At 74.8% G+C, this 24735-nt stretch carries 18 protein-coding genes, 1 tRNA gene and 3 pseudogenes; 15 read left to right on the top strand and 7 right to left on the bottom strand.

The genetic code is table 11. The features are described from left to right. The first annotated feature begins 143 nt into the window (after positions 1-143). Complete coding sequence (locus IE287_RS17585; RefSeq protein ID WP_189849991.1) at positions 144-542, top strand: hypothetical protein; 399 nt, start codon at positions 144-146, stop codon at positions 540-542. A gap of 79 nt (positions 543-621) precedes the next feature. Here IE287_RS17585 and IE287_RS17580 read toward each other — a convergent pair. After that, positions 622-1019, bottom strand: a pseudogene (locus IE287_RS17580) (RidA family protein). 182 nt (positions 1020-1201) lie between these two features. On the opposite strand from IE287_RS17580, the pseudogene IE287_RS17575 reads away from it, so the two are divergent. Next, positions 1202-2178, top strand: a pseudogene (locus IE287_RS17575) (helix-turn-helix transcriptional regulator). 565 nt (positions 2179-2743) lie between these two features. Here IE287_RS17575 and IE287_RS17570 read toward each other — a convergent pair. Then, positions 2744-3727 carry a GlxA family transcriptional regulator gene (locus IE287_RS17570; RefSeq protein WP_229883544.1) on the bottom strand — a complete coding sequence of 328 codons (984 nt, stop codon included), beginning with the start codon at positions 3725-3727 and terminating at the stop codon, positions 2744-2746. A 252-nt stretch (positions 3728-3979) separates the two neighbouring features. On the opposite strand from IE287_RS17570, the gene IE287_RS17565 reads away from it, so the two are divergent. The 6 genes from IE287_RS17565 (at position 3980) to IE287_RS17540 (ending at position 12193) form a co-directional block, all read left to right on the top strand. Beyond that, a complete protein-coding gene (locus tag IE287_RS17565) occupies positions 3980-4819 on the top strand; it encodes a dienelactone hydrolase family protein (RefSeq protein ID WP_189849990.1) in 840 nt (279 codons plus the stop codon). A 121-nt stretch (positions 4820-4940) separates the two neighbouring features. Further along, complete coding sequence (locus IE287_RS17560) at positions 4941-5450, top strand: DoxX family protein (protein WP_189849989.1); 510 nt, start codon at positions 4941-4943, stop codon at positions 5448-5450. Between the two features lie 406 nt (positions 5451-5856). After that, a complete protein-coding gene (locus IE287_RS17555) occupies positions 5857-7512 on the top strand; it encodes a PucR family transcriptional regulator (RefSeq protein ID WP_189849988.1) in 1656 nt (551 codons plus the stop codon). Positions 7513-7646: 134 nt separating this feature from the next. Then, on the top strand, positions 7647-9014 hold the full coding sequence (locus tag IE287_RS17550) for a type III PLP-dependent enzyme domain-containing protein (RefSeq protein ID WP_229883543.1): 1368 nt from the start codon (positions 7647-7649) through the stop codon (positions 9012-9014). 42 nt (positions 9015-9056) lie between these two features. Continuing rightward, complete coding sequence (locus IE287_RS17545; protein WP_189849986.1) at positions 9057-10493, top strand: Na+/H+ antiporter NhaC family protein; 1437 nt, start codon at positions 9057-9059, stop codon at positions 10491-10493. Positions 10494-10552: 59 nt separating this feature from the next. Then, complete coding sequence (locus tag IE287_RS17540) at positions 10553-12193, top strand: N-acyl-D-amino-acid deacylase family protein (protein WP_189849985.1); 1641 nt, start codon at positions 10553-10555, stop codon at positions 12191-12193. 211 nt (positions 12194-12404) lie between these two features. Here IE287_RS17540 and IE287_RS17535 read toward each other — a convergent pair whose 3' ends face one another. Further along, complete coding sequence (locus IE287_RS17535; protein ID WP_229883542.1) at positions 12405-13259, bottom strand: NAD(P)H-binding protein; 855 nt, start codon at positions 13257-13259, stop codon at positions 12405-12407. Positions 13260-13346: 87 nt separating this feature from the next. Here IE287_RS17535 and IE287_RS17530 point away from each other — a divergent pair, with 87 nt between their 5' ends. The 3 genes from IE287_RS17530 (at position 13347) to IE287_RS17520 (ending at position 15780) form a co-directional block, all read left to right on the top strand. Then, positions 13347-13943, top strand: a complete 597-nt coding sequence (locus IE287_RS17530; protein WP_189849983.1) for a TetR/AcrR family transcriptional regulator — start codon at positions 13347-13349, stop codon at positions 13941-13943. Between the two features lie 140 nt (positions 13944-14083). Then, on the top strand, positions 14084-14515 hold the full coding sequence (locus IE287_RS17525) for a hypothetical protein (RefSeq protein ID WP_189849982.1): 432 nt from the start codon (positions 14084-14086) through the stop codon (positions 14513-14515). Between the two features lie 317 nt (positions 14516-14832). After that, positions 14833-15780 (top strand): SDR family oxidoreductase, encoded by a 948-nt coding sequence (locus IE287_RS17520; protein WP_189849981.1) that lies wholly within the window; start codon positions 14833-14835, stop codon positions 15778-15780. Positions 15781-16083: 303 nt separating this feature from the next. Here IE287_RS17520 and IE287_RS17515 read toward each other — a convergent pair. Further along, a tRNA-OTHER gene (locus tag IE287_RS17515) sits at positions 16084-16165 on the bottom strand. Positions 16166-16405: 240 nt separating this feature from the next. Between IE287_RS17515 and IE287_RS17510 the strand changes: the two genes are divergently transcribed. Next, positions 16406-17575: a hypothetical protein gene (locus tag IE287_RS17510; protein ID WP_189849980.1), complete on the top strand. Its 1170-nt coding sequence runs from the start codon at positions 16406-16408 to the stop codon at positions 17573-17575. Here the strand turns inward: IE287_RS17510 and IE287_RS17505 are convergent. The 3 genes and pseudogenes from IE287_RS17505 to IE287_RS17495 all read right to left on the bottom strand — a co-directional run. Beyond that, positions 17513-17995, bottom strand: a pseudogene (locus IE287_RS17505) (helix-turn-helix domain-containing protein); the annotation flags it as partial. The gene IE287_RS17510 and the pseudogene IE287_RS17505 sit on opposite strands and share 63 nt — an antisense overlap. 17 nt (positions 17996-18012) lie before the next feature. Beyond that, a complete protein-coding gene (locus IE287_RS17500; RefSeq protein WP_189849979.1) occupies positions 18013-18894 on the bottom strand; it encodes a YegS/Rv2252/BmrU family lipid kinase in 882 nt (293 codons plus the stop codon). A 31-nt stretch (positions 18895-18925) separates the two neighbouring features. Then, positions 18926-20521, bottom strand: coding sequence for an FAD-binding oxidoreductase (locus IE287_RS17495; protein WP_189849978.1), 1596 nt, complete (start codon positions 20519-20521; stop codon positions 18926-18928). 74 nt (positions 20522-20595) lie between these two features. On the opposite strand from IE287_RS17495, the gene IE287_RS17490 reads away from it, so the two are divergent. The 3 genes from IE287_RS17490 to IE287_RS17480 all read left to right on the top strand — a co-directional run bounded on the left by IE287_RS17490 (position 20596) and on the right by IE287_RS17480 (position 24727). Continuing rightward, positions 20596-21195: a TetR/AcrR family transcriptional regulator gene (locus tag IE287_RS17490; RefSeq protein ID WP_189849977.1), complete on the top strand. Its 600-nt coding sequence runs from the start codon at positions 20596-20598 to the stop codon at positions 21193-21195. Then, positions 21192-22778 (top strand): glycerol-3-phosphate dehydrogenase/oxidase, encoded by a 1587-nt coding sequence (locus IE287_RS17485; RefSeq protein WP_189849976.1) that lies wholly within the window; start codon positions 21192-21194, stop codon positions 22776-22778. The genes IE287_RS17490 and IE287_RS17485 overlap by 4 nt, the downstream gene beginning before the upstream one ends. Positions 22779-22993: 215 nt before the next feature. Then, on the top strand, positions 22994-24727 hold the full coding sequence (locus tag IE287_RS17480; RefSeq protein ID WP_189849975.1) for an alpha/beta hydrolase: 1734 nt from the start codon (positions 22994-22996) through the stop codon (positions 24725-24727). Positions 24728-24735 lie beyond the last annotated feature (8 nt).

The raw sequence follows: 24735 nt of genomic DNA, 5'->3' as shown, positions 1-24735 counted from the left end.
CGCCCCCTCCCCCGTGTCGCGGCGGCGCCACCCGATCGGCCCCGCCGGAGCCCGCGGACCGACCCCCTCCATACGAGCGGCGGGCCGGACGATCCGCGTGTCGCCGCGAACGAGATCCACTGATGAAACGTATCTCTCATTGCATGACTCCTGACATGGAACACCCGCTGCACGCACACCTGCGCGAGCGCTTCGGCCACGAGGACGGATGGACGGAGGCGACCTCGCTGATCGCGCCCTACCTGCGGATCGTCGTCGACGCCCTGGAGCCGGAGGACGCCGTGACGTTCCTGACGGCGGTGCGCGAGGCGCTGAACGAGGAGGCCGCACGGGCAGGAACGATTCACCTCGGGTTCGGCGCGCACCTCTGGTCCCGGCTCGACGCCGGGTTCTGGGACGCCTCGCCCGCCAAGGCCTCGGCGTGGGAGGCGGCGCTCGCCATGCACCGCCTGGCGACCCTCGTCCCCTCCCCCGGCCTGCCGGACCTGGTCGACACGGGCCTGCGCTGCTGCCGGAGCGTACGGATCCCGGTGGGCCGGTAGCGGCCGGACGGTCCGTCCGCCGGACGCGCGGCGGGGCGGCCGCCTCCGGAGCGCCCGGTGGCGGCCGTCCCTCCGGGCGTCACGCGACGGCCGTTCCCTCCAGCTCCACCAGCTGGCCGGGGACGGCCAGCCGGGTCACCCCGAGCATCGTGGTGACGGGGGCGACGCCCGCCGCGGCCAGCCGGCCAGCACGCCGTAGTGCGGGAGGAGGGCGTCGACGTCGACCGTGTGGACGTTGAGGCGGACGAGGTTCGCGAGGGTCATGCCGGCCCCGGCCAGCACCGCCTCCACGTTCTCGACGGCGACCGCCGGCTGTGCCGCCATGTCGCCGTCGTGCAGGGGCCTGCCCTCGGCGCTCGTCGCCGTCTGGCCCGAGAGGTAGAGGGTGCGGGTCTGACCGGTGACCAGTTCTCCCTGGTTGAAGCCCCATTCCTCGGACCACACCACCGGGTTGACCGCGGTTCGCTCGATCGTCATGTCTGCTCCGTTCCGTTCGTCGCGTGCGCCGCGTCCGTCGGGCTCGATGCGTGCGCCGCGCGGCCGCGTGGTCGCGTGCGATGCGTGTGCTTTCGCGTCTTCGCCGTGCCCGCGGCGTCGTGGGAAGGAGCCTGCCAAGGAATCACGACACCCTTCGTCATGTATGCCGGTACGGTTCCCGCGTGCGCGCCGACCGGCTGGTTTCCCTGGTGCTCCTGCTGCGCCGACGGGGCCGGATGACCGCCGGCGCGCTCGCCCGCGAGCTGGAGGTGTCCACCCGTACCGTGCTGCGCGACATCGAGGCCCTGTCCGCGGCCGGCGTCCCGGTCTACGCCGAACGCGGCCGGCACGGCGCTTCGCACTGCTGCCCGGTTTCTGGACCGAGCCGACCGGGGTGAGCCACGAGGAGGCCATCGCCCTGCTGGCGGCGGGACCGGGGCGCGGGGAGCGGGCGTTCGGTCTCGGGGCGGCCCTCGCCTAGGCGCTGCGGAAGGTGGTCGACGCGCTGCCCGAGGACCACCAGGCCACCGCCGGGGACGCGGCCCGGCGCTTCCTCGTCGAACCGGAGACCGACCTCCTCGCGCGCCGGGCGGTCACGGAGGACGTGCCCGCCACCGCGATGGGCGAGGTCCGGCGCGCGGTGCTCTCCGGACGCAAGCTGCGGATCCACTACGCGGCCGCCGACCGGCCCGCGCGGTGGCGGACCGTCGACCCGATCGGCCTGGTGACCGTGCGCGACCGGACCTACCTGCCGGCCACCCGGGCGGGCGCGGACCGCACCTACCGCCTGTCGCGGGTCCTCGCCGCCGAGGAACTGCCCGAACCGGCGGAGCGGCCCGACCAGGTCGACCTGGACCGGATCTGGCGGGAACGCTCGGCCGTCTTCCTCTCCGGCGGCGACCACCTCACCGTCCTGATCCGGCTGGATCCCGTGCGGCGCGAGGAACTCCTCGACACCGTGCTGGCGGTCCGGGCCGAGGAGCCCGCGGCGGACGGGCGGCTCCGGCTGGAGGTGGTCTTCCAGGACGCGCGCCACGCCCTCTGGGCGCTGTGGCGGCTCGGCACGGACGCGGAGGCCCTGGCGCCCGAGTCCCTCCGCGCCTCGCTGCGCGAACGCGCCGCCGCGTTCGGCGCCTTGTACGGCACCCCGCCACCCTGAGGACCGCCCGGCCCGGGAATCCGGCCCGGGAATCCGGCCGGGGGATCCGGCCCGGGGATCCGGCCCGGGGATCCAGCCCGAGGCTCCGGCGGCCCGGGGATCCGGCCCGAGGCCCGGCCCTGGCGCCGGACCGCCGGAGCCTCGGGTCGCCCGCCCGCCGGTCCTTTCGGCACGCGGGGGCCCGAAGCGCCCGTCAGGCGGAGGCGCGCGCTCCTCGGATCGGGCCCGCTCCACGCGGTCGGTGACCTCGACGCCGATCGGGGCGGCGAGCCGGGCGACGCGCGCGCCGTCCTCGTACCCGTCGGCGTGGACGTGGACCGAGTGGTCCGGCGACGGCTCTTCCGGACAGGGGTCGCGGGAGTGCGGCGAGAGGGTGAGGTGCGCGAACTCCCGGGAGACGGCCAGCAGCCCCGCTTCCGGCACCGCGGGTCAGGCGTCCAGGTCCGAGCGGACGACCGCCGGAGCGTCGCACACGCGGGGAACCCGCGGACCGCCGGGCCGGCGGCCGCGCCCCGGCGCGGGGGCGGCGGCGGGAGCGGCGGCACGGGCGGGCCCGTGTGCGGTGTCAGGTGGCGCGGTGGGGGTCGGGGGGCGTGCGGCAGGCGCTGGGGCGGCGGCCGGTGTGCCGGACGAAGAGGGTGGTGAAGGTGCCCGCGTCGCGGTAGCCGACGTCGGCGGCGATCGCGGCGACGGTCCTGTCGGTGGTCTCCAGGAGGTGGCGGGCCCTGCGAACGCGCGCGGAGTGCAGGTAGGCGAGGGGGGTCCGGCCGGTCTCGGCGCCGAAGCGGCGCAGCATCGTCCGGGTGCTGACGCCGAACTCCCGGGACAGGGCCGGCAGGTCGTACCGCGCGGCGAGGTCCCGGTCGAGCCGGCGCATGACGCCGGCGGCGAAGCCGTGCCCGGGCGCGGGGAGGAGGGCGGTGTCGACGTAGGGCGTCTGGGAGGAGCGCGTGTCGTCGAGGAGGGCCACGCGGGCCGTCGCCCGGGCGACACCGGGGCCCTCCCGGTCGCGGACGAAGGACAGGGCGAAGTCGTACATGGCGCTGAAGGCGGCGGTGGTCGTCACTCCGCGGTCGGTCACCACCAGCCGCTCCCTGCGCAGCAGGACCTCGGGGTACCGGCGGGCCAGGCGGTCCGCGTACAGCCAGCCGGTCGTCGCCCCCCGGCCGCGGAGGAGTCCGGCCTCGGCGAGGAGGAAGGCCCCCACGCAGACGGCCACCACGGCGGTGCCGGCGGCGGCCTGCGCCCGGATCGTGGCGAGCTCCGGGCCGAGGCCGGCGAGCGCCGCTTCCGGCTCGCCCGCCGGGGTGGGTTCGAAGCCCGGCACGACCAGGACGTCGGCCGGGCGCACCGCGGCGACGTCGAGCCGGAAGCCCCCGGAGGCGACGACCCGGCGGCGGGGCGAGACCACGGCGGTCTCGTACGCGGCCCGGCCCGCGCCCCGTGCCGCGGCGACGTGCGCCGCCATGGTGAGGAGGTCGGGGACGCCGTACACCTCGGAGGCGAAGACGCCGGGGTAGGCGAGCACGCTCACGCGCACGGGGGTCACGGGCCACCTCCGACGGGCCGGGGGACAGCGGACGAGGAGCCACGGGCGACGGACGACGGACGACGGACGACGGGCCGGGAACCACGGCACCGCCGTCCGACCGCCGACCACCGACCACCGACCACCGACCACCGACCACCGACCACGATGTACGGACAAGGGAACGACCACCACACCCGTGGCGGGATCCCCCGGGGATCAGGCGACATCGCCGGTTCTCCGGGAGGCGTCGCTCCCCCCATCCTGCCTGTCATGACGAGCGGACAGAAACAGGACGACGACCCGCTGGACGACTTCGGGCGGCGGGACGTCGAGGTGGAGGGCGTCGGCAAGCGCGTGTACGTCTCGGGCGCGGGACCCGCGGTCGTCGTCATGCCGGAGATGCCGGGCATCAGTCCGGACGTGGCGCGGTTCGCGCGGTGGGTGCGGGACGCGGGGTTCTCCGTGTACGTGCCCTCGCTGTTCGGGGTCGACGGGGCCTATCCGCGGACCGCGCCGGCGGAGGGCGTCCTGCGGCGCGCCTGCGTCGCCGCCGAGTTCCGGGCCTTCGCGGGCGGGGGCACGAGTCCGGTGGTGGCGTGGCTGCGGGGCCTGGCGCGGGCGGCGCACGCGGAGCGGGGCGGGCCGGGGGTCGGGGCCATCGGCCTCTGCTTCACCGGCAACTTCGCCCTCTCCATGGTGCTCGAACCCGCCGTCGTGGCACCGGTGGTGAACCACCCGTCGCTGCCGCTCGACGATCCGGCGGGGCTCGAACTGAGCGCGGCCGACGCCTCGGCCGTGGCCGACCGGGTCCGGCGGGACGGCCTGAAGGTGCTCGCGTACCGCTTCGAGGACGACCGGTGGTGCACGGGACGGCGGTTCGCCGCGTACCGCGCGCTGCTCGGTGACGCGTTCGACGGGCGGGTCCTGCCGGCCGGCGCGGCGAACCCGGACCCGCCGCCCTTCTTCCGCGACGCCGTGGGCTCCGCGCACAGCGTCGTCACGGCCCATCTCGTGGACACGGCCGGCCACCCCACCCTGCGGGCCCGCGACGAGATCATCGCCTTCCTCGCGGAGCGGCTCGGCAACCGGGGCACGACGCCTCGCAGGTGAGCCGAAGGAGGCGAACTCCCTTCCCCCACGGCGCCGTTCAACTCCTCGCCCCCCTCAATGGATAGTAGAGAGTGCTATTATCCATTGTTGGCGTCCTCGACGACCGAAAGGGGTCCGCTCCATGTTCGGCACGCTCATGCTGCTCGCCGTCCCCTCCGTGCTCTTCCGGCTGCTCGGCGCGTGCGGCGTCCGCCGCTTCGCGACCTGGCGGGAGTCCGTGGTGCACGGCCTCGCCGTGATGCTCGTCTTCACGGCGAGCGCGCACTTCGTCCCCGCGGACTTCGGGCCGATGCCCGGCCACGCGGATCTCGTGGCGATGGTCCCGCCGTTCGTGCCCCTCCCCCACCTGGCGGTGTACGTCACCGGCGTGCTGGAACTCGCGGGCGCCGCCGGACTCCTCCGGGCGTCCACCCGGCCGGCGGCCGGACTCGGGCTGGCCGCGCTGTTCGTCCTGATGCTGCCGGCCAACATCCACGCGGCCGTCTCGGACGTCCCCTTCGACGGAGGACCGGCCACCCCGCTGTGGTTCAGGATCCCGGAGCAGCTGCTCTTCATCGGCATCGCCCTGTGGGCGCACGGACCGGTGCGACCGACGGGGACGCGGAGGGCCCGCGGGGTCCCCGCCGGTTAGGTCGCGCTTCCGACCGGGTTCCGGTCCGCACCTCGCTTCGCGATGATCATGATGGGGGCATGGGGGGTCTTCCCGACGAGCAGTGGATCAGTGCTGGAGTCCTTGTCGCCTGCGGCGGGTATGCGTCGCAGGTCGCCGGGTCGGCGGCGGCGGGTGGGCGGTGTGCGGCGGCGGGTGTGCGGCGGCGGGCGGGGCGGTCCACCAGCCGCCGGGGCGACAGCGGGTCCGGTCGGCGCGGTGACGGCGGTGCCGGCGTGGTCGTCTGCACCGCCGTCACCGCGCCGACCGCGCCGTTCGCGGCCGGACCCGGCGGTGGGGCGAACCCCGGGGGCCGAGCGTGCGCGGCGTGCGATCAGCCGCCGGGCACCGGCCCGGGGCGGCCGGCACCGGTTCGTATGCTGGCGGCATGATCCCCGCTTCCCCGCCGACGGACGTCACCCTGCGTCAGCTGCTCGCCCACGACGAGGACGGCCTCCTGCGTCTGCTGCTGGCTCCCACCGGGCAGGACGTCGTCGTGCGGGGCGTGGTCATCGGCGACGAAGGGGCCGAGCGGCCGCACGACGGGCGCGTCGTCCTGGCGGCGGGGCCGGGGAGCGAGCCCGGGGCGGCGGCGGGCGCCGTGCGGGAGGCAGCCCGGCGGGGCGCCGCCGCGGTGGTCGTCAGAAGCCGCGGCGCCGAGCCGCCGTTCGAGGAGGTCGTCGCGGCCGCGCGGGAGACCGGCGTCGCGCTGCTGGAGCGGGCCGCGTGGGCGGACTGGGCCGACACCGTCGAACTCCTCCGCTCGGCAATGGCGTTCGCGGCCGTGGGGAGCGGGGACCGGCTCGCGGGGGACATCGCGGGCGGCGGTCTCGCCGTACTGGCCCAGGAGGTGGCCCGCTACTGCCGGGCATCCATCACCATCGAGGACACCCGGTTCCGTCTGCTCGCGCACTCCGCGACCAGCACCGCCGCCGACCCCGAGCGCACCTCGACGATCCTCGGCGGCAAGGTGCCCGACCGGCGCGTCGCGCAACTGCGGCGCAGCGGACTGCTGCGCGCGCTGTGGACCTCCCGCGACGTCATCCACCGCGCCGCCGACGAGGGCGACCCCGAGCGGCTCGTCGTCGCCATCCGCAGCGGTGGGGAGATGCTCGGCTCCATCTGGGCGGCGGCCGACGGCAGCAGCTTCTCCCCGGACGCCGAGGAGGCGCTGCGGCGCGCCGCCGACGTCGCCGTGCCCCACCTCCTGCAGCACCGCCTGCGGACGGCCGTCAACCGGCGCCGGGAGGAGCACGCGCTGCGCGGCCTGCTGGGCGGCGAGGGCGACGCGGGCTCGCACCTGTGGTCGCTCGGACTGGCGCCCGAGACGCCGTGCGCCGTGGTCGTCGCGGAGCGGGACCGCCCGACGGGCGATGCCACCGAGCGCAGCCTTCAGGCCCTGTGGCTGCAGGCGACGGCGCACCGTCCCGACGTGCGGGTCATGAGGGAGAGCGACCGGATCACCGTGCTGCTGCCCCTGCCCGAGGGGGACGGGCGCGAGGCGCTGGGACTTGCCCGCGAACTCGACTCCCTGGCCACCGCCCTGCCCGACGCGCCCCCGGTGTGGATCGGCGTCGGCCCCATGGTCCCGACGCCGATCCACGCCGCGGACTCCTGCGAGCAGGCCCGATGGGTCGTCCGTGCCCTGCGCGAGCGCGCGGCACGCCCCTCCGGGGCGTCAGTCCCTGCCGCGCGGTACGCGGGCCACGGCGACGTGGCGCACACGGTGACGGTGCTGCGGCTCCTCGACGCCGTCCGGCCCGTGTGGCAGCGGCACGGCGGGGCGGTTCACGACCTGCTCACGGCCGACTTCTCCGCCGGAGGAGAGCTGGTCCGCTCGCTCGCCGCCTACCTCGACGCGGGCGGCGACATCCCGCGCGCCGCGCAGCGCCTCGTCGTGCACCCCAACACCCTGCGCTACCGGCTGCGGAGGGCGCGCGAGCGCTTCGGGATCGACCTCGACGACCCCGACACCCGGCTGGTCGTCACCCTGGCGGTCCGCCTCGCCGACACCGCCGACGGACGGCCACCGGAAAGCACTTGATCCGTTTTGTCGCGGTGTTGTTCCTGGTGGACAGGGAATCGCCGCGGTTTTGTCCGGGGCGACGAAGACGCGGAGCCCGCCGACACCGGAAGCTCGTGCCACTTCCTTCCGCACCCCACGACGAAAGCCGGCACGTGAACGCGCATCCTGACGCCGTCCCGCACCCGCCCACCGCATCCGTCGACCGGGTCTCCCGGGTCCTTCGGCACGCGCTCGACCACGGGCTGCTCGGCACCCACCAGCCGGTGGCCGGATTCATCGACACGGACGGCGTCCGCGCCGGCGTCCGCGCCCTGCGCACGGCCTTCGACGCGGTCCCCGACGTGCTGCACACCTTCGCGGTGAAGGCGTCCTCCCTGGTACCGGTGCTGCGGCTCCTCACCGACCAGGGCATGGGCTGCGAAGTGGCGAGCCCCGGCGAACTGCGCCTCGCCCTCGACGCCGGATGCGACCCGGCCCGCATCGTGCTCGACTCGCCCGCCAAGACCCGCGAGGAGATAGCCGAGGCACTCGCCCTCGGCATCGCCCTCAACGCCGACAACCTCGACGAACTCGACCGCATCGACGCGCTTCGCCCCGCCGGCTGCGCCTCCGTGATCGGGCTGCGCGTCAACCCCCAGGTCGGCGGCGGCTCCATCGGCGCGATGAGCACGGCGACGTCGACGTCGAAGTTCGGTGTGGCGCTGCGCGACGAGGGCGCCCGCGAACGCGTCCACCGGGCGTTCGCCGAGCGGCCCTGGCTGACGCGGCTGCACGCCCACGTCGGCTCCCAGGGCTGCCCGTTGGAGCTGATCGCCGAGGGCATCGCCGAGACGTACCGGCTCGCGGAGGAGATCAACGACCGCCTCCGCCGGCGCCAGGTCACGAGCCTCGACATCGGCGGCGGCCTCCCGGTGAACTTCACCGACGACGCGGTGCGCCCCACCTACGACGACTACGTCACCGCGTTGCGCACCGCCGTGCCCGCCCTGTTCGAGGGCCGCTACGGCCTGGTGACCGAGTTCGGCAGGTCGCTGCTGGCCAAGAACGGCTTCATCGCCGCCCGCGTCGAGTACGCCAAGGAGGCCGGCGGCCGCCGGATCGCCGTGACCCACGCGGGCGCGCAGACCGCGACGCGCACGGTCTTCATGCCGGAGGCCTGGCCGTTGCGGGTGGGCGCCTTCGACGCGGACGGCAGGCCGAAGCACGGGCCGACCGTGCCCCAGGACCTCGCGGGACCGTGCTGCTTCGCGGGCGACGTCGTCGCCTCCGCACGCGAACTGCCCGTCCTGGAGGAAGGCGACTTCGTCGTCCTCCGCGACACGGGCGCCTACTACTTCTCGACGCCGTGGGCGTACAACAGCCTGCCCCGCCCCGCCGTCCACGGGTACGCCCTCGACGGCGGGACCGTGCGCTGCGCACCCGTACGCGACGCGCAGACCCTCGACGAGATCGCCGCGGAGAGCGGCGCCCGGCACGCCGACGGGCTGCTCGCCCTGACCACGGCGCGAACCGCCTCCTGATCCCCACGCCCCGCCCCCGCACGCGCGATCCGAGGACCGACCATGCCCGTGTCCGCCGCAAACGGCACCCACACCGACGCCCCTCCCCGCCCAAAGCCACGCCGTCGCGTCGTCCTCCTGCCGGCCGCGGCCGTCGCCCTCGCGGCCAGCCTCGTGGTGGGGCTGCTCACCCACGGCCCGACGGCCTGGGGCCTGTTGCCGATCGCCCTGTACGCCGTGCTCGCCCTGACCGGCATGGACCTCCTCCTGGTCACCGCTCTCGCGCTGGCCGGCTCCGTCCTCGTCGCGCTGCCGCCGCCCGCAGAAACAGGCGACGTCCTCGCGGCATCGGTGATCGACCCGGTCACCGTCATCGGCGTGATCATCGTGTTCGGCGCGGCGACCGGCGAGGTGCTTCGGGTCACGGGCGTCGCCGACGCCCTCGTGCGCGGCATCATGCGGATCGTCGACGGACACGGCACCACGGTCCTCATGTACGGCATGCTGCTCGCCTGCCTGGTGCTGGTCGCCGCGCTCGGCACGCTCGCGGGAGCCCTCGCGATCGCCGCGCCGCTGCTCGTCCCCATCGCCGCGAACGCCGGGTTCACCCGGTCCGCCACGGCCGCGACCATGTTCCTCGGCGGGTGCGCGGGCCTCGCCCTCGCACCGTTCGCCGGCTCGAACATCGCCATCATGAACACCGCGGACGTCGGTTACCTCACGTATGTCACGGTCGGCGCCGGTCCCCTGGTCCTGCTCTCCCTGGTGCTCGCGGCGGTCGTCGTGCCCTGGGTGCAGCGCAGCAGCGCGGCCCGCGAGGACTTCTACCACCCCGGCGAGGTCACCGGACCGAGCGCGAGCACCGGCGCCGGCCCCACGGCCCGCACCCGGCGTGCGACGTGGGCCTTCGCGCTGGCCCTCGCCGTGACGGTCGTCCACGCCACCGCGACCAAGGCGGGCACCACCTTCCCGCTCGTCGCCCTGCCGCTGATGGCGCTGGTCACGGCGACGGCGGCCGGACTGTCGCCACGGCGCGCGGGCCGGGCCCTGCTCACCGGGGCCCGCCGCATGCTGCCGATGCTGGTGCTGTTCTGGATGCTGGCCGCCCTCTTCGGCTTCATCGACCTGCTCAAGCCGTACGACGTCGTCCTGGACACCTTCGGATCGCAGCTGTCCCACATGGCGGCCCTGCCCCTGGCCCTCGCCGTCGCGGCCCTCGGCTGGGTCGGCGTGCCCGGCGCCACCGCCGCCCAGGTCATCCTGATCGGCGAGGTGTTCGGCCCGCTCGGCACGGAGCTGGGCATCGGTCCGGCCGCCTGGGTGATCGTCCTGCTGTGGGCGTCCAAGGCCGACACGTACGGCCCCCTGCCCAACGCCAACATGGTCGGCGCCATGGGCCTGGCCCGCGCCGACCGGCTGCCCTACCTCCTCGGCACCGGCTGGGCCCTGCTCGTCCCGGCGTGTGCGCTGTACACGGCGCTGCTGGCGCTGATCCTGTGAGACCCCGGCCGCCCACCGCCCTTTCCTCGACCGCACCACCCTCCGGAAGCGAGCGCGACATGCCCGAACAGACCGCCCCGTACGACGTGCTGATCACCGGTGGAACGGTGATCGACGGGACGGGCGCGGCCCCGCGCCGCGCAGACCTCGCCGTGCGCGGGGGCCGTATCGTCCACGTGGGGGAGCCCGCCCCGACGGCGACCGCCACCACGGTGCTGGACGCGGCCGGACTCACCGTCACCCCGGGCTTCATCGACCTGCACTCCCACGCCGACTTCTCCGTCCTGGCCATGCCCGACGCCGAGGCCTGTCTGCGACAGGGCGTGACGACCCTCGTCACCGGCAACTGCGGGCTGTCACCCTTCCCGCAGGCCCCCGACGAGGGCCGGGACGCGGCGGGTCCCGGCACGCCCGCCGGTGGCCGGTGGTACGACCTCGACGCCTTCGCGGCCGCAGTGGACGAGGCCCGCCCCGCGCTCAACATCGCTCCGCTCATCGGTCACGGCGCCCTGCGCACCGCCGTGATGGGAACCGGGCGCGCCCCCGCGGGGGACGCGGAACTCGCTTCCATGCGCGCCCTGTTGGCGACCGCCGCCGCTCAGGGGGCCTTCGGGATGTCCACCGGACTGATCTACGCCCCGGGCTCCTTCGCGAGCACCGACGAGATCGTGGCGCTGGCCCGCGAGGCGGCAGCCCACGACCTGCTCTACGCCACGCACATGCGCGACGAGGGCGACCACCTGATCGAGGCCGTGCGGGAAGCCCTCGACGTGGCGACCGCTTCCCGGGTGCGTCTCCAGATCTCCCACCTGAAGGCGATGGGGCCGGCCAACCACGGCGCGGTGGACACCGCCCTCGCGATGATCGACACGGCGGTGCGCGACGGCCTGGACGTGGCCTGCGACGTGTATCCGTACACCGCCTCCTCGACCCGGCTGACCTCCCGGCTGCCCGACTGGGCCATGGACGGCGGACCCGCCGCGCTCCTGGAACGCCTCGCCGACCCCGAGACCCACGAACGGATCCTCGCCGGCCTCCGTCCGGCGGTGGGCCGTACCTTCCTGCCCGAAGGTGTCGTCCTCGCCATGATGGGCCCGGGCCGCTACAGCGACCGGATCGGCGACAGCATCGCCGACGTCGCCCGCGACGAGGACGTCGAGCCGGCCGCCGCGGTCCTGAACGTGCTGGCCGCGCACCGGGGCGAGGTGATGATCGTCAACCACGCGATGGCGGAGGACGACGTCGACACCGTGCTGCGCCATCCTTCCAGTGCCGTCGCCAGCGACGGCTGGGTCCTGCACGCCCCGGGCGACGGCCACCCCCATCCGCGGAACTTCGGCACCTTCGCCCGGGTCATCGGCCACTACGTCCGCGAGAACCGGGTCCTCGAACTCGCCGACGCCGTACGCAAGATGACCTCGCTGCCCGCGTCCCGCCTTCCGCTGCCCGACCGGGGCACCCTGGCCCCCGGCCAGGTCGCGGATGTCGTCGTCCTGGACCCGGCCGCCGTGACCGACCGCGCCACCTTCGCCGACCCGTGGCAGTACGCGACGGGTGTCCGCGACGTGCTGGTGGCAGGGGAGTGCGTGCTGCGCGGCGGCGAGGTGACGGGGGCACGGCCGGGACGCGCGCTGCGCCGGGACGCCGCGCGGAAGAGCCCCATCCGCAACCGGGGAACGATCGCCGGGCGGCCGGCGTGACCATGGCATCGGGCCGCGTCCTCCCGTCGCGGAGCGGACCGGCCGCCACAGAGGACGGCACCGGCGCCGCTCGGTCCACCGCGAGGCCCGAGCGATCAGCCGTCCCCCTGACCGAGCGCGCCGGCCCGGCAGGTCCGCGGTGTCCCGGATACGGCCGGGGCCTCGCGCCCCGCGGCGTTCCGAAGCCTTCCGGACGAGCGGGTTCCTCCGCTCACGGAACCCTCGTGAACGCCTCGGAGTGTTCGACGGCCCACTGGCGAAACGTGCGCGGGGGCGTTCCGAGGACGTCGGCCACCGTGTCGGTGAGGTACGCGGGCCGCTCGGCCGCTGCGCTCCACGCGGCGAGCAGCATGTCGATGACCGGGCCGGGCGCTGCGCCCTCCCACAGGCTTCGGAACTCCTCCGGCGTCATCTCCTCGAACGCGATCCGGCGTCCCAGGACGTCACCGATGACGCCCACCTGCGCTGCCTGAGTCAGCGATTCGGGGCCCGTGAGGACGTAGTCGCGTCCCGAGTGGCCGCCCTGAGAGAGCGTTCGTGCCACAACGGCCGCGACGTCGCGGTCGTCGACCGGCGCCGACTCGGCAGCGCCATGGGGCCATCGGACGACGTCGCCGGCCCGGATCGCGGGCGCCCACCAGGCCAGCGCGTTGGACGCGAACATTCCCGGCCGGATGACCGTCGACTCGAGTCCGGTGGCCGCGATGAGCCGCTCGATGTCGGCGTGGAGCACCGCCATGGGATTGGGCTGCCGGAAGAGGGGGTGCGCGGTCCGGTGCGGGGAGGAGAGGAAGACGACCTTCCGCACCTGGGCCGCCAGTCGCCCGACGACTGGCGCCGCGGTCCGGGGCGGGGCGGTCCAGACGAGGAAGACCGCACCCGTACCGCTCAGGGCGGGGTCGAGCGACTCGGGCACGGTGAGGTCGCCGGTGAAGACCTCGACCTCCGCCGGCAGCGTCACGGCGGCCCGAGGGCGACGGACGAGAGCGCGGACCGGTACGCCCGCGTCGAGGAGGTGGTCGACGACGAGGCGGCCGACCCGGCCCGTGGCCCCGGTGACGAGCACGGGAGGAGTGTCTGTCCGATCCATGGAGCCCATAAAAACGTTACCGGGTTAAAAATGCAACCAGGTACCGAATGTTACGGTGGGCGGGTGAGCGAGTCGCCGGGACTGCGGGCCCGCAAGAAAGAACGCACGCGCGACGCCATCGGCGACGCGGCCGTATCGTTGTTCCTGGAGCACGGCTTCGACCACGTCTCGGTCAACGACATCGCCGCAGCGGCCGAGATCTCCAAACCGACCCTCTTCCGGTACTTCCCCACCAAGGAAGACCTGGTGCTGCACCGGTTCGCGGACCACCAGGGCGAAGCGGCGCGCGTCGTACGCGACCGCACGGCCGGCGTCGGGCCGGTGGCGGCACTGCACCGGCACTTCCGGGCCGGCCTCGATCGACGGGATCCCGTCACCGGCCTCAGCGATCACCCGGAGGTCGTCGCCTTCCACCGACTGGTCTTCACCACGCCGAGCCTGGCGGGACGCCTGATGCGGTACCAGATCGAGGACGAGGAGGCGCTCGCGGACGCCCTTGGCGAGGGCGTCCGGGCGCGTCTGCTGGCCGCCCAGGTGCTCGCGGTCCAACGGGTGCTCGCCCGGAGCAACTGGCAGAAGATCGCCGACGGCCGCACCGCCCACGACGTCCACCCCGAGGCCGTGACCGATGCAGACCAGGCATTCGACCGTCTGCGCTGACCTGGCCGCTCCCCGGCGGGGGGCGGCAGGGCGGCGGCTTTCCCGCACGCCGTCCGGGCCGTGCCCCGAGGATGCCCTGCCGTTGGCCGTACCTCGGAATTCGATGGCCGTCGGCCCTTCGCATGCGGAGATACTTCGGCATGAGCAGAATCGCCGAGGTCATCGTGCTGGCACCGTTCGCGGGCGAGGTGATGGAACCCCTGACGCGGCCGGACGACTCGCGCGAGTGGGGAGGCCGCTTCGAGCGGCTCCACCAGGTCGACGGATGGGTGGCCGAGTTCAACCGTGCAGGGGGGCGATCCGGTCTGTTTCGATGCCTGGAGTCCCTGGCGTGGCCGAACCCCGCGAGCGTGCAGGTGCTCGTCCACGACGAGGAGGACGACTGCTTCGGGCTGTGGATGATTCAGGACGGCGTGCTGACCGAGGTGGCACTTCCCGGCCACAGGCGTCTGCACCCTCCCGCGCCGGCCACCGCGGAGCACCCACCCGAGCCGGGCCTGCTGTGGCGGACGGACACGACCGCTCCGCCCGGTTTCTCCACCGAGCGCCAGGATCCACGCCCGGCCTGGTAGGGCTCGCCCATCCACCCGCTTCCCGGTGCCGGGTGCGGTCGGAGAACCAGTGCATCGCCACCGGCTCCGCCTCCTGGACCGGCGAACGGGTCCGCATCCGATGCGTCGCGGGCGTGTCGGGAACCGGATGCGCCCGCACGACGGACCTCCGGTTCCCCTGGAGGCACGGATCACACCGCGTCCCTGTCGGCACCGGCCCGACCCTCGAAGAGCCGGCATCGCCTCGGCGAGGGGAGATCGGCATGCGCGCACCTGCCGAAGGAAACCCCATGGAAATCCGGACAGTGGTTGTCGGCTTTGGGCGAGATGCTCGGCGCATGGAGAACGCACAGGCACTCGAGGGAAAGATCACCCTGGTCGCGGGCGCGACGCGCGGCGCCGGGCGGGCCATGGCCGTGGAACTGGGACGCGCCGGAGCCACCGTGTACGTCACGGGACGCACGACCCGTACTCACGTCAGCGAGGTCGGCCGGTCCACCGAGACCATCGAGGAGACCGCCGAACTGGTCGACGCGGCGGCCGGCGCCGAAGGCCGGGGCATCGCCGTGCCGACCGACCACCTGGAGCCGGAGCAGGTACGGGCACTCGTCGCCCGCATCGACCGGGAACAGGGCCGTCTCGACCTCCTCGTCAACGACCTCTGGGGCGGCGACGTCCACTTCGACATGGAGTTGCGCGAGCAGCCGAAGCTGTGGGAAATGGACCTCGACAAGGGACTGCGGGTCCTGCGCCTCGGCATCGAGTCGCACATCGTCACCAGCCACTGCGCCCTGCCGCTCCTGGTCCGCAACCGCGGCGGACTGCTCGTCGAGGTCACCGACGGCACCGAGGAGTACAACCGCACCACCTACCGCGAGCCGTTCTTCTACGACCTCGCCAAGACGACCCCGATCCGCATGGCGTACGGCCTGGGCGAGGAGTTGAAGGAGTTCGGCTGCACGGCCGTGTGCCTCACGCCGGGCTGGCTCCGCTCCGAGGCGATGCTCGACAGCGCCTTCCGCGTCACCGAGGAGAACTGGCGGGACGCCTGCGAGCAGGCTCCGCACTTCGCCATCTCCGAGTCGCCCGCGTACATCGGACGGGCGCTGGCCGCTCTCGCCGCCGATCCCGATGTGGCGCGCTGGAACGGGCGGTCCCTCTCCAGCGGGGGCCTGGCCCGGGAGTACGGCTTCACGGACACCGACGGCTCCGCGCCCGACGCCTGGCGCTATATCGCCGAGGTCGATCAGTCGAGCGCGTCCGCGGACGTCACGGGCTATCGGTGACCCGCGCGCCGCAGCACGCCACCGACCGCGCGAAGCGCTACCGCGGTCCGGACGGTCGAGGCCTCGAACAACGCTTGCTGACAGACCGGCCGAGATCTGTCCCTGGACGCGCCGGACGGCAAAAGCTCCGTACCCGGAGTCACGACGGCCGGCGCTTTCGGAAGACGGAGGGAGCCCGGGAAATCAAGGCGGCCCTCGGTGAGGGCGCCGTGGCGGCACAAGGCGGCGAGCGCCCCATGCGCCCTCGCGCTGCGCAGGTCGGGGCGTGATCGCATACGAGCACGCGCCCCCCGGAAGGGGCGTGGTCTCCACCGGGATTCGAACCCGGGTTTCCCGTTCCGGGCGAACCGGAGACGGGTGTCCTCGGCCGCTGGACGACGAAGGCCACGGCAGCAGCGTACGCGCCGCGGGACCGCGACCCGAAGGATTTCCTTCCCGGAGGGCGGCGGCCGGTGCCGTGGACCCCAGCGTGCGGCGGGTGCCCCTGCTGATCGTGTCGGCCCACTCGGCGCACACGGCGGAACGGGCGGACGGTCCCGGCGGCCCGCGCCGGGGCGAGGTGATGGTGATCGTTTCGTGACCGCGCGGCGGGCAACCATCCGCCCCGCGTGACCGTCATCGGAACATGCCCAAGAGAATCGTCCGCTCCGCCGCCGTGCTCGCCACCGTCTCCCTTCCGCTGAGCGCCTGTTCGGCCGGCGGGCAGGGCGCCGCACCACCGTCCCCGTCGGCGGCCGCCGCCCACCCGGTCTTCGGGCAGAAGACGGAACGGCAGGTCTTCCTCGCGGTGCGCGAGACGCAGAAGGCGCCCACGGCGCGCTTCGCCCAGAAGCTGACCTTCACGGGGAAGAAGGGCAGCATCGTCCGGACCACCACCGGCGGCCTGGACTTCGCCGGCGACCGCGGCCACGCCGAGGTCTCCTGGGACCTCCCCGCCAGGACCTCGGGAAAGGCGCGCACCGCCGTCCTCGGCGTCACCCCCGCACGTGAGGACGGCGAGACCGCGGGCACCTATCTGGTCGACCGCCAGCGGATCCGCTACCGCGCGGCCTCCTCCCCGTACTGGATCGACTACGCCCCCGCGGACACCTCCGGCGGCTCCGGCGGGCTCACGGACAACGATCCCCTGGAGTTCATGCGCGGCAGCGAGTCCCCGGTCGGCGGCACCCTCCTGGAGGCGCTGACGGCCGGAAAGGCGACCTCGTACCGGCAGACGCCGGCCGGCGGCCGCGCCTACCGGGCGGAGCTGTCCGACAGCGCGCTGTCCGTGCTCTTCCCTCACGACCTGCACCCCCACGTCGTCCTGTCCGGCCCGAGCGCGAGCCGGCGCCCGCCCGTCCCGCTCACCGTCGAGGTGGACGCCCGGGGCCGGATCACCCGGGCCGGGATCACCGTGGAGGACGCCTTCCGCAAGGACGGCGGCCTGGCGGACTTCACCACCCTCACCCTGGACCTCTCCCTGTCCGGGTACGGGTCCGGCGCACCCTCCCCGGCCGCCGCCGGCCGGGTGCTGAAGGCGGCGGACAGCGTGCGGGACATCGGTGAGGTCCGCAAGGGCGGCTGCATCGACTTCGCCACCGGGCAGCTCAGCAGCCGTCAGGTGGTGACCGTCCCCTGCTCCGGCTCCCACGACGCCCGCGTCCTGGGCCAGCACCGGATCGCGCCCGGCGCGGACGACGACGCCACCCGGGTCCGCAGCCGGGCGGTCTGCGGCCCCGACGCCTGGGCCTGGTGGGCGCGGCCGAAGGACGGCACCGGATCCGAGGTACGCACCACCTGCTACGACGTCTCCTGAAGGGTGCGGCAGGAGGTCCGACTCGCGCCGGACATGCGCGCCGGCCTTGTCGCCCGGCGCCGGGCGGGCCGCCTCGATGACCAGGCGGGTGTCCGCGTCGATGGCGACCCGCACGTTCGCCGGGAACCGGTGGTCGCGGGACGAGTCGCCGGCCTTCCGGTCGCGGACCGGGACCAGGGTGCCGTCCGCGGTCCACAGCCGTTCGGTGTCCGCCACCGGCCGCGGAGCCCGTTCGAGCGCCGGCAGCGGACGGAGTCGCCTGGTGGCCCGGCAGACCGTGGCGGGCGGGATGCCGAACAGCGGTGCCGGCTGCCGCATGGTGAGGTTGGTGCGGCAGTGGACGGCCACCAGCAGGACCCGGTCGGCAGGCGGCAGGCACCACGGCCTGCCGCCGCCGGGACCGTTCCCGCCCCGCTCCTTGTCCGGGCGGGGTCGGGTCAGGCCAGGACCCGGAGGGCGGCGGGTCTGACCCGGAGGGTCACCGGGAGGGTGGCGTCGACCTCGCCGTCCGCGCCGTACGGGAGCGGGCGGTCGGCCTCGATGCGGATCTCCTCGCCGCGCAGGATCTCGACCTGGGGACGGGCCAGGTGCGCCCCCGTCTTCAGCTCGTTCATCATCGCGAAGAAGAGGCGCTTCGGGGCCTGCCGGATCACCACCACGTCGAGCGTCCCGTCGTCGACCCGGGCGCCGGGGGCGATGTTCCTCCCGAAGCCGTAGAAGCCGGAGTTGGCCACGACCACCGTGTAGCCGGTGCGGTCGTGGCGCACCCCGTCGACCGTGATGCGGTAGTCGGCGGGCTTCCAGGCAACGACCGCCCGCAGGCCGCCGGCGTAATAGGAAGCCGCGCCCCGCAGGATCCGGGAGGCGTTGGCGTGGCGGTTGGCCACCGCGTCCACGCCCGCGTAGACGCTGCCCAGGACGCAGGTGCGGGCGTGGGTGGCGGACTCGACCTCGATGGTGTCGACGGCGCGCGGCTCGCCGCCGAGGAGTATCTCCGCGAGGCGCGGGGCGTCGGCGGGCAGTCCGAGGGCGCGGGCGAAGTCGTTGCCCCGGCCGGCCGGCACCAGGCCGAGCACGGTGTCCGTGCCGCTGAGCGCGCCCCCGACGCCGCCGGCCATGCCGTCGCCGCCGACGGCGAGGACGACGTGCCCCCGCTCTCCGGCGCGCAGGGCGAGTTCGCGGGCGTGCTCCAGGCTGCGGCTGTACACGGTGTCGAGCCGGGCGCCCGCCTCCCGCAGCAGACGGGCCAGCGGGAGCAGGCCGGCGGTTCCGCTCGAACCCCCTGCGGTGGGGTTGACGACGGCGGTGAACTGTCGCATGGATCAGACCTCCGGGCGGCAGGAGAGGGGGTCAGCGGACGGGGACGAGCACACCGGGGTTGAGGACGCCCGACGGGTCGATCTCGGCCTTGACGGCCTGGATCATGCGGATGCCGAGCGGGCCGGCCTCCCGGACGTAGCCGTCGCGGTGGTCGGTGCCGACGCCGTGATGGTGGCTGATGGTGCCGCCCGCGGCCAGGATGGCGTCGTTGGCCGCGCGCTTCGCCGGCGCCCAGTGGGCCACGGGGTCCTCGCCCTGCGCCGAGACGACGGTGAAGTAGAGCGAGGCGCCGTTCTCGTACGTGTGCGAGATGTGGCACATGACCAGCGGCGGGGTGCCCGCCTCGGTGAGGGTGGTCGTCAGCGCGTCGCGGACCGCGGCGTAGAGGCCCGGGATCGCGGACCAGAAGGCGGCCGTCTCCAGGGTCTCGGCGAAGGCGCCCGCGTCGAGGAGGGAGTCGCGCAGGTAGGGGGCGTTGTACCGGCCGTGCTCCCAGCGGTCGCCGGGCTCCTCGCCGAGGTACTCGCCGTCGCAGGCGAGCAGGACCTCGCGGGCGGCGGCGCGGCGGGCGGCCGTCTCCTCCTCGGTGCCCTCGTATCCGACGACGGCCATGCAGCCGGGGTCCTGCGGGAGTTCGGCGCTGCCGATGGCGTCCGGCTGGGCGAGCCCGACGAAGGTCTCCGACTCGTCGGAGAGGCGCAGCACGGTGGGCCGGGGGCCGTCCTGGGCGAGCCGGCGCAGCGCCGCCGTGCCGGCCTCGAAGGAGGTGAAGCGCCAGCCCTCGTAGATCCGGCGGGCCGGGAGCGGGCGGACGCGGACGGTCACGGCCGTGATCACGCCGAGGGCGCCCTCGGAACCGAGGATCAGCTGGCGGAGGTCGGGGCCGGCCGCCGAGCGCGGGGCCCGGCCGGCCTCCAGGGTGCCTTCGGGGGTGGCGACGGTGAGGCCGAGGACCATCTCGTCGAAGCGGCCGTATCCGGCGGAGGCCTGGCCGCTGGAGCGGGCCGCGGCGAAGCCGCCGACCGTGGCCCACTCGAAGGACTGCGGGAAGTGACCGAGCGTCCAGCCCCGGGCGTTGAGCAGCTCCTCGCAGCGGGGGCCGCGCAGGCCCGGCTGGAGGGTGGCGGTGCGGGAGACCTCGTCGACGGCGAGGAGCCGGTCCATCCGGCGCAGGTCGAGGGCGACGAAGGGGCGCTCGGTGGTGGGCGCGAGGCCGCCGACGACGGAGGTGCCGCCGCCGAAGGGGACGGCGGCGAGGCCGTGGTCGGCGCAGACGGCCAGCACCGCGAGGACCTCGTCGTGGCCGGCCGGGAGGAGGACGGCGGCGGGGAGGTCCGCGACCTCGCCGGCGCGGATGCGCAGCAGGTCGGGGGTGGACTTGCCGCGGGTGTGCCGGATGCGGCTCTCCGCGTCCTCCCGCAGGGCGTCCGGGGCGGCGACGGCCTTGCGCAGCGCCTCGCGCGCCTCGTCGGTGAGGACGGGGGCGGGCGCCTCGATGTCGGCGAGGGCGGCGGGGCCGCCCTCGCGCGGGGTGACGCCGAGCAGTCGGCGCAGGAGGTCGGTGACCGCGTCGGGCAGGGGTGCCGCCTTGGCCGGGTCGCCCCAGCCGCTCCACAACATGTCCACTTAGAAGGCTTCCTCACGGTCTGTTTCACGGACGGCTCTGCCGCTCGACCCGTACTGGCATTACACTGTGACAGATGACGCCCATTCGTCACAACCATGCAGACGCAGATCCCGTGCTCGACGCCGCACGCGACTGCGTGCTCGCCGTCGGCGTACGGCGAACCACCCTCACCGACGTCGCCCGGCGCGCGGGGGTGTCCCGGATGACGCTCTACCGGCGCTGGCCCGACGTGCGCAGCCTGGTCGGCGACCTGATGACCCGTGAGTGGATCGGCGTCGCCGCGGACGCCATGCCCCCGTCCGACGACGACCGGCCCGAGCGGGAGCGGATCGTCGAGGGGCTCGTCGCCGGAGCCGCCGCCTTCCGGGCCCACCCGCTCTTCCACAAGATCGTCGACGTGGACCCGGAGCTGCTGCTGCCGTACGTCCTCGACCGGCGCGGCGCCAGCCAGGACGCCCTGCTCGGCCTGCTCCACACGGCCCTGGAGGACGGCCAGGAGGACGGCTCCGTACGCCGTGTCCGGGTCGACCTCCAGGCCCGCTCGCTGCTCCTCGTCGTCCAGTCCTTCACCCTCTCGCTGCGGACCATGACCGACGAGACCGATCCCGAACTGAGCGAGACCGCCTTCCTGGGCGAGCTCCGCACCCTGCTGGAGAGGACCCTCACCCCGTGAACCCCACGAGCGGCACCGCCCTGCCCGGCTCCTCGCTCGACGCCGGACGGCGCCGGCGGGAGCTGGACCGGATCGCCGACGGAGCCGACGGCACCGGCGGCATCCTCGACGTCCTCGTCGTCGGCCTCGGCGCCACCGGCGCCGGAGCCGCGCTCGACGCGGCCACCCGCGGCCTGAGCGTCGCCGCGATCGACGCCCACGACCTCGCCTTCGGCACCTCCCGCTGGAGCTCCAAGCTCATCCACGGCGGACTGCGCTACCTCGCCTCCGGCCAGCTGGACGTCGCCCACGAGAGCGCCGTCGAGCGCGGCGTCCTCATGGAGCGCACCGCCCCGCACCTGGTCCGGGCCCAGCCCTTCGTGCTGCCGCTCACCCCGCTCGTCAGCCGCGGCCAGGCGGCCCTCGCCCGGGCCGGCTTCCTCGCGGGCGACCTGCTGCGGGTCGGCGCGCGCACCTCGCGCTCCACGCTCCCCCGGCCGCGCACGCTCTCCGCCGTCGAGACCCGCCACCTCGCCCCGGCCCTGCGGTCCACCGGACTGCGCGGCGGCCTCCTCTCCTGGGACGGCCGGCTCTGCGACGACGCGCGGCTGGTCACCGCGGTCGCGCGCACCGCGGCCGCCCACGGCGCCCGGATCCTCACCCGCGCCCGCGCCCTCGAACTGCACGGCGACGGGGCGCTGGTCCGCGACGAGACCACCGGCGAGACGCTCCGGATCCGTGCCCGCGCGGTCGTCAACGCGACCGGGGTGTGGGCGGGCGGCCTCGTCGGCGACGTCCGGCTGCGGCCCTCGCGCGGCACCCACCTCGTCCTGCGCGCCGAGGACCTCGGCCGCCTCTCCAGCGGCCTGCACATCCCGATCCCCGGCGAGTCGAACCGCTTCGTCCTCGTCCTGCCCCAGGGCGACGGACGCGTGTACGTGGGCCTCACCGACGAACCCGTAGACGGCGACGTCCCCGACGTGCCGGAGGTCCCCGAGACGGACATCGGCTTCCTCCTCGACGTGCTCGGTTCCGCGCTCGACGTCACCGTCCGGCGGTCCGACGTGATCGGGGCCTTCGCCGGTCTGCGGCCGCTGCTCGAGACCCGGGACGCGTCGGGCCGCACCTCCGACATCTCGCGCCGGCACGCGGTGCTCACCTCCCCCGACGGCGTCGTCACGGTCGTCGGCGGCAAGCTCACCACCTACCGCCGGATGGCGCAGGACGCCGTCGACGCCGCCGTCGACGCCCGCTCCCTGGACGCCGGCCCCTGCCGCACCGCGTCCGTGCCGCTCGTCGGCGCCGCCGCGCCGCGGGTCCTCGCCGGACTCGACGTGCCGTCCCGGCTCGTGCACCGGTACGGCTCCGAGGCACCGGCCGTGCACGCCCTCGGCCTCCGGGACCCGGGGCTGGCCGAGCCCGTCGTGCCCGGACACCCCGTCACGGGCGCCGAGCTGGTGTGGGCCGTCCGCCACGAAGGCGCCCTCGACGCCTCGGACCTGCTCGACCGGCGCACCCGGATCGGCCTGGTACCGCGGGAGCGCGCCACGGCCGAGGAGGCGGCCCGCGCGGCGCTCGCCGACGCCCACCACGAGGTGGGCTGACCAGCACGGACGACCGCACGGCAGGGCGGGCGGGCAGGAGGACGGCGGGGCGAGACGGGCCGGGGCGGGCGCCAGCCGGACGACGGGACGAGGCGAGGCGGGCGTACGGGCAGGAGGACGGGGCGGGCGGCGTGCGGACGGTGGGGCGGGACGGGCTGCGGGCCCGGGTGGCACCGCGCACCGCCCCTTGCGACCATGGGCCACGGAGGACAGCCATGACTCCTGACCCGCGCGACTCCGTGCCGCCCGGCCGCCCGGCCGACGAGCGGACGGAGCCGGAGACCGACGACACGAGCCCGGCACCGGCCGCCGGGAAGCGCCGCCGGTCGCTCCGCCTCACGCTCCCGGGCTGCTGGGGCGCCCTGCTGCTCGCCGCCCTCTCCTTCACGCCGTCGCTGCTCCCCCGCGGCGGCGTGCTCCAGGGGCTCGTCTGCGGCATCGGCGCGGCGATCGGCTACGGCCTGGGCGTGACCGCGGCGTACGTGTGGCGCGCCTTCGCCGACCGGAAGGCGCGTACCCCGTCGACCCGGTCGTGGCAGCTCTTCGGGCTCTCCGCGGTCGTGCTGCTCGGCCTCGCCTTCGGGTGGGGGCAGTACTGGCAGCACGAGATCCGCGGGCTGATGGGCGTCACGGACTACAACGTCCTCACCACCCTCGCCTGCCCGTTCGTCGCCGCCGCCGTCTTCCTGCTGCTCCTGGCGGCGGGCCGCGGGCTCCGGCGGCTCTACCGGTGGGTCGCCGCCCTGCTCCGGCGCTGGATCGGTCCCCGGGCCGCCCGGGTGGTCGGCTGGCTCGTCGTGGCGGGCCTGGCCTGGTCCCTGGTCAGCGGGGTGCTGCTGTCCGGGTTCGTGGGCGCGGCCAACGAGGCCTTCTCGCTGCGCGACACCGAGACCCCCGAAGGCGTGCGGCAACCCGTCTCCGCCCTGCGCTCCGGAGGCCCGGGCTCCCTGGTGCCGTGGGACACGCTGGGCCGCCAGGGCCGGGTCTTCACCGGAAGCGGCCCCACGGCCCAGGAGATCACCGCCTTCACCCACCGCCCGGCGAGCGAGCCCGTCCGGGCCTACGCGGGGCTCGCCACCTCCGACGACGCCGAGACGCGCGCGGAACGGGCCGTCGCCGACCTCCAGCGCGCCGGCGGGTTCGCCCGCGCGAACCTGCTCGTGATGACCACCACGGGAAGCGGCTGGGTCAACGCCGCCGCCGTGGACTCCTTCGAGTACCTCGGCGGGGGCGACGCGGCCACCGTGGCGATGCAGTACTCCTACCTCCCGTCCTGGCTCTCCTACCTCGTCGACCAGTCCAAGGCGCGGGAGGCAGGCCGCGAGCTCTTCGACGCGGTCTACGACGTCTGGTCCAAGCTGCCCCGGGACGAGCGTCCGCGGCTCTTCGTCGCGGGCGAGAGCCTCGGCTCCTTCGGCGGCGAGACGGCCTTCAGCGGCGAGTACGACCTGAGGAACCGCACCGCCGGAGCCGTCTTCGCCGGACCGCCGAACTTCAACACCCTCTTCCGCGAGTTCAGCGACCACCGCGAGCCGGGCAGCCCCGAGATCGAGCCGGTCTACAAGGACGGGCGGACCGTCCGCTTCACCGACGACCCGGTCGCCGGCATCGGGCCGGCGGACCGGCCGTGGGACGGCACCCGGGTGCTGTACCTCGTGCACCCCTCCGACCCGATCGTCTGGTGGAGCCCGCGGCTCGCCCTCTCCGAACCCGACTGGATCGGCCAGGCGCCCGGCGGCGACGTGCTGGAGGAGATGGTCTGGATCCCCTTCGTGACCTTCTGGCAGGTCACCGCCGACCTGCCGTTCTCCACGGGCGTGCCGGACGGCCACGGCCACTCCTACAAGGCCGCGTACGTGGACGCCTGGAACGCCGTCATGCGGCCGGCCGACGTGACCTCGCAGGACCTGGAGCGCCTGCGCGAGATCATCCGGTCCCCGGATCGGTGACACGGCCG

The sequence above is a fragment of the Streptomyces omiyaensis genome (assembly GCF_014650895.1).
In the GTDB taxonomy this organism is placed as follows: Bacteria; Actinomycetota; Actinomycetes; order Streptomycetales; family Streptomycetaceae; genus Streptomyces; species Streptomyces omiyaensis.
This window is presented reverse-complemented; position numbering and strand designations above follow the sequence as displayed.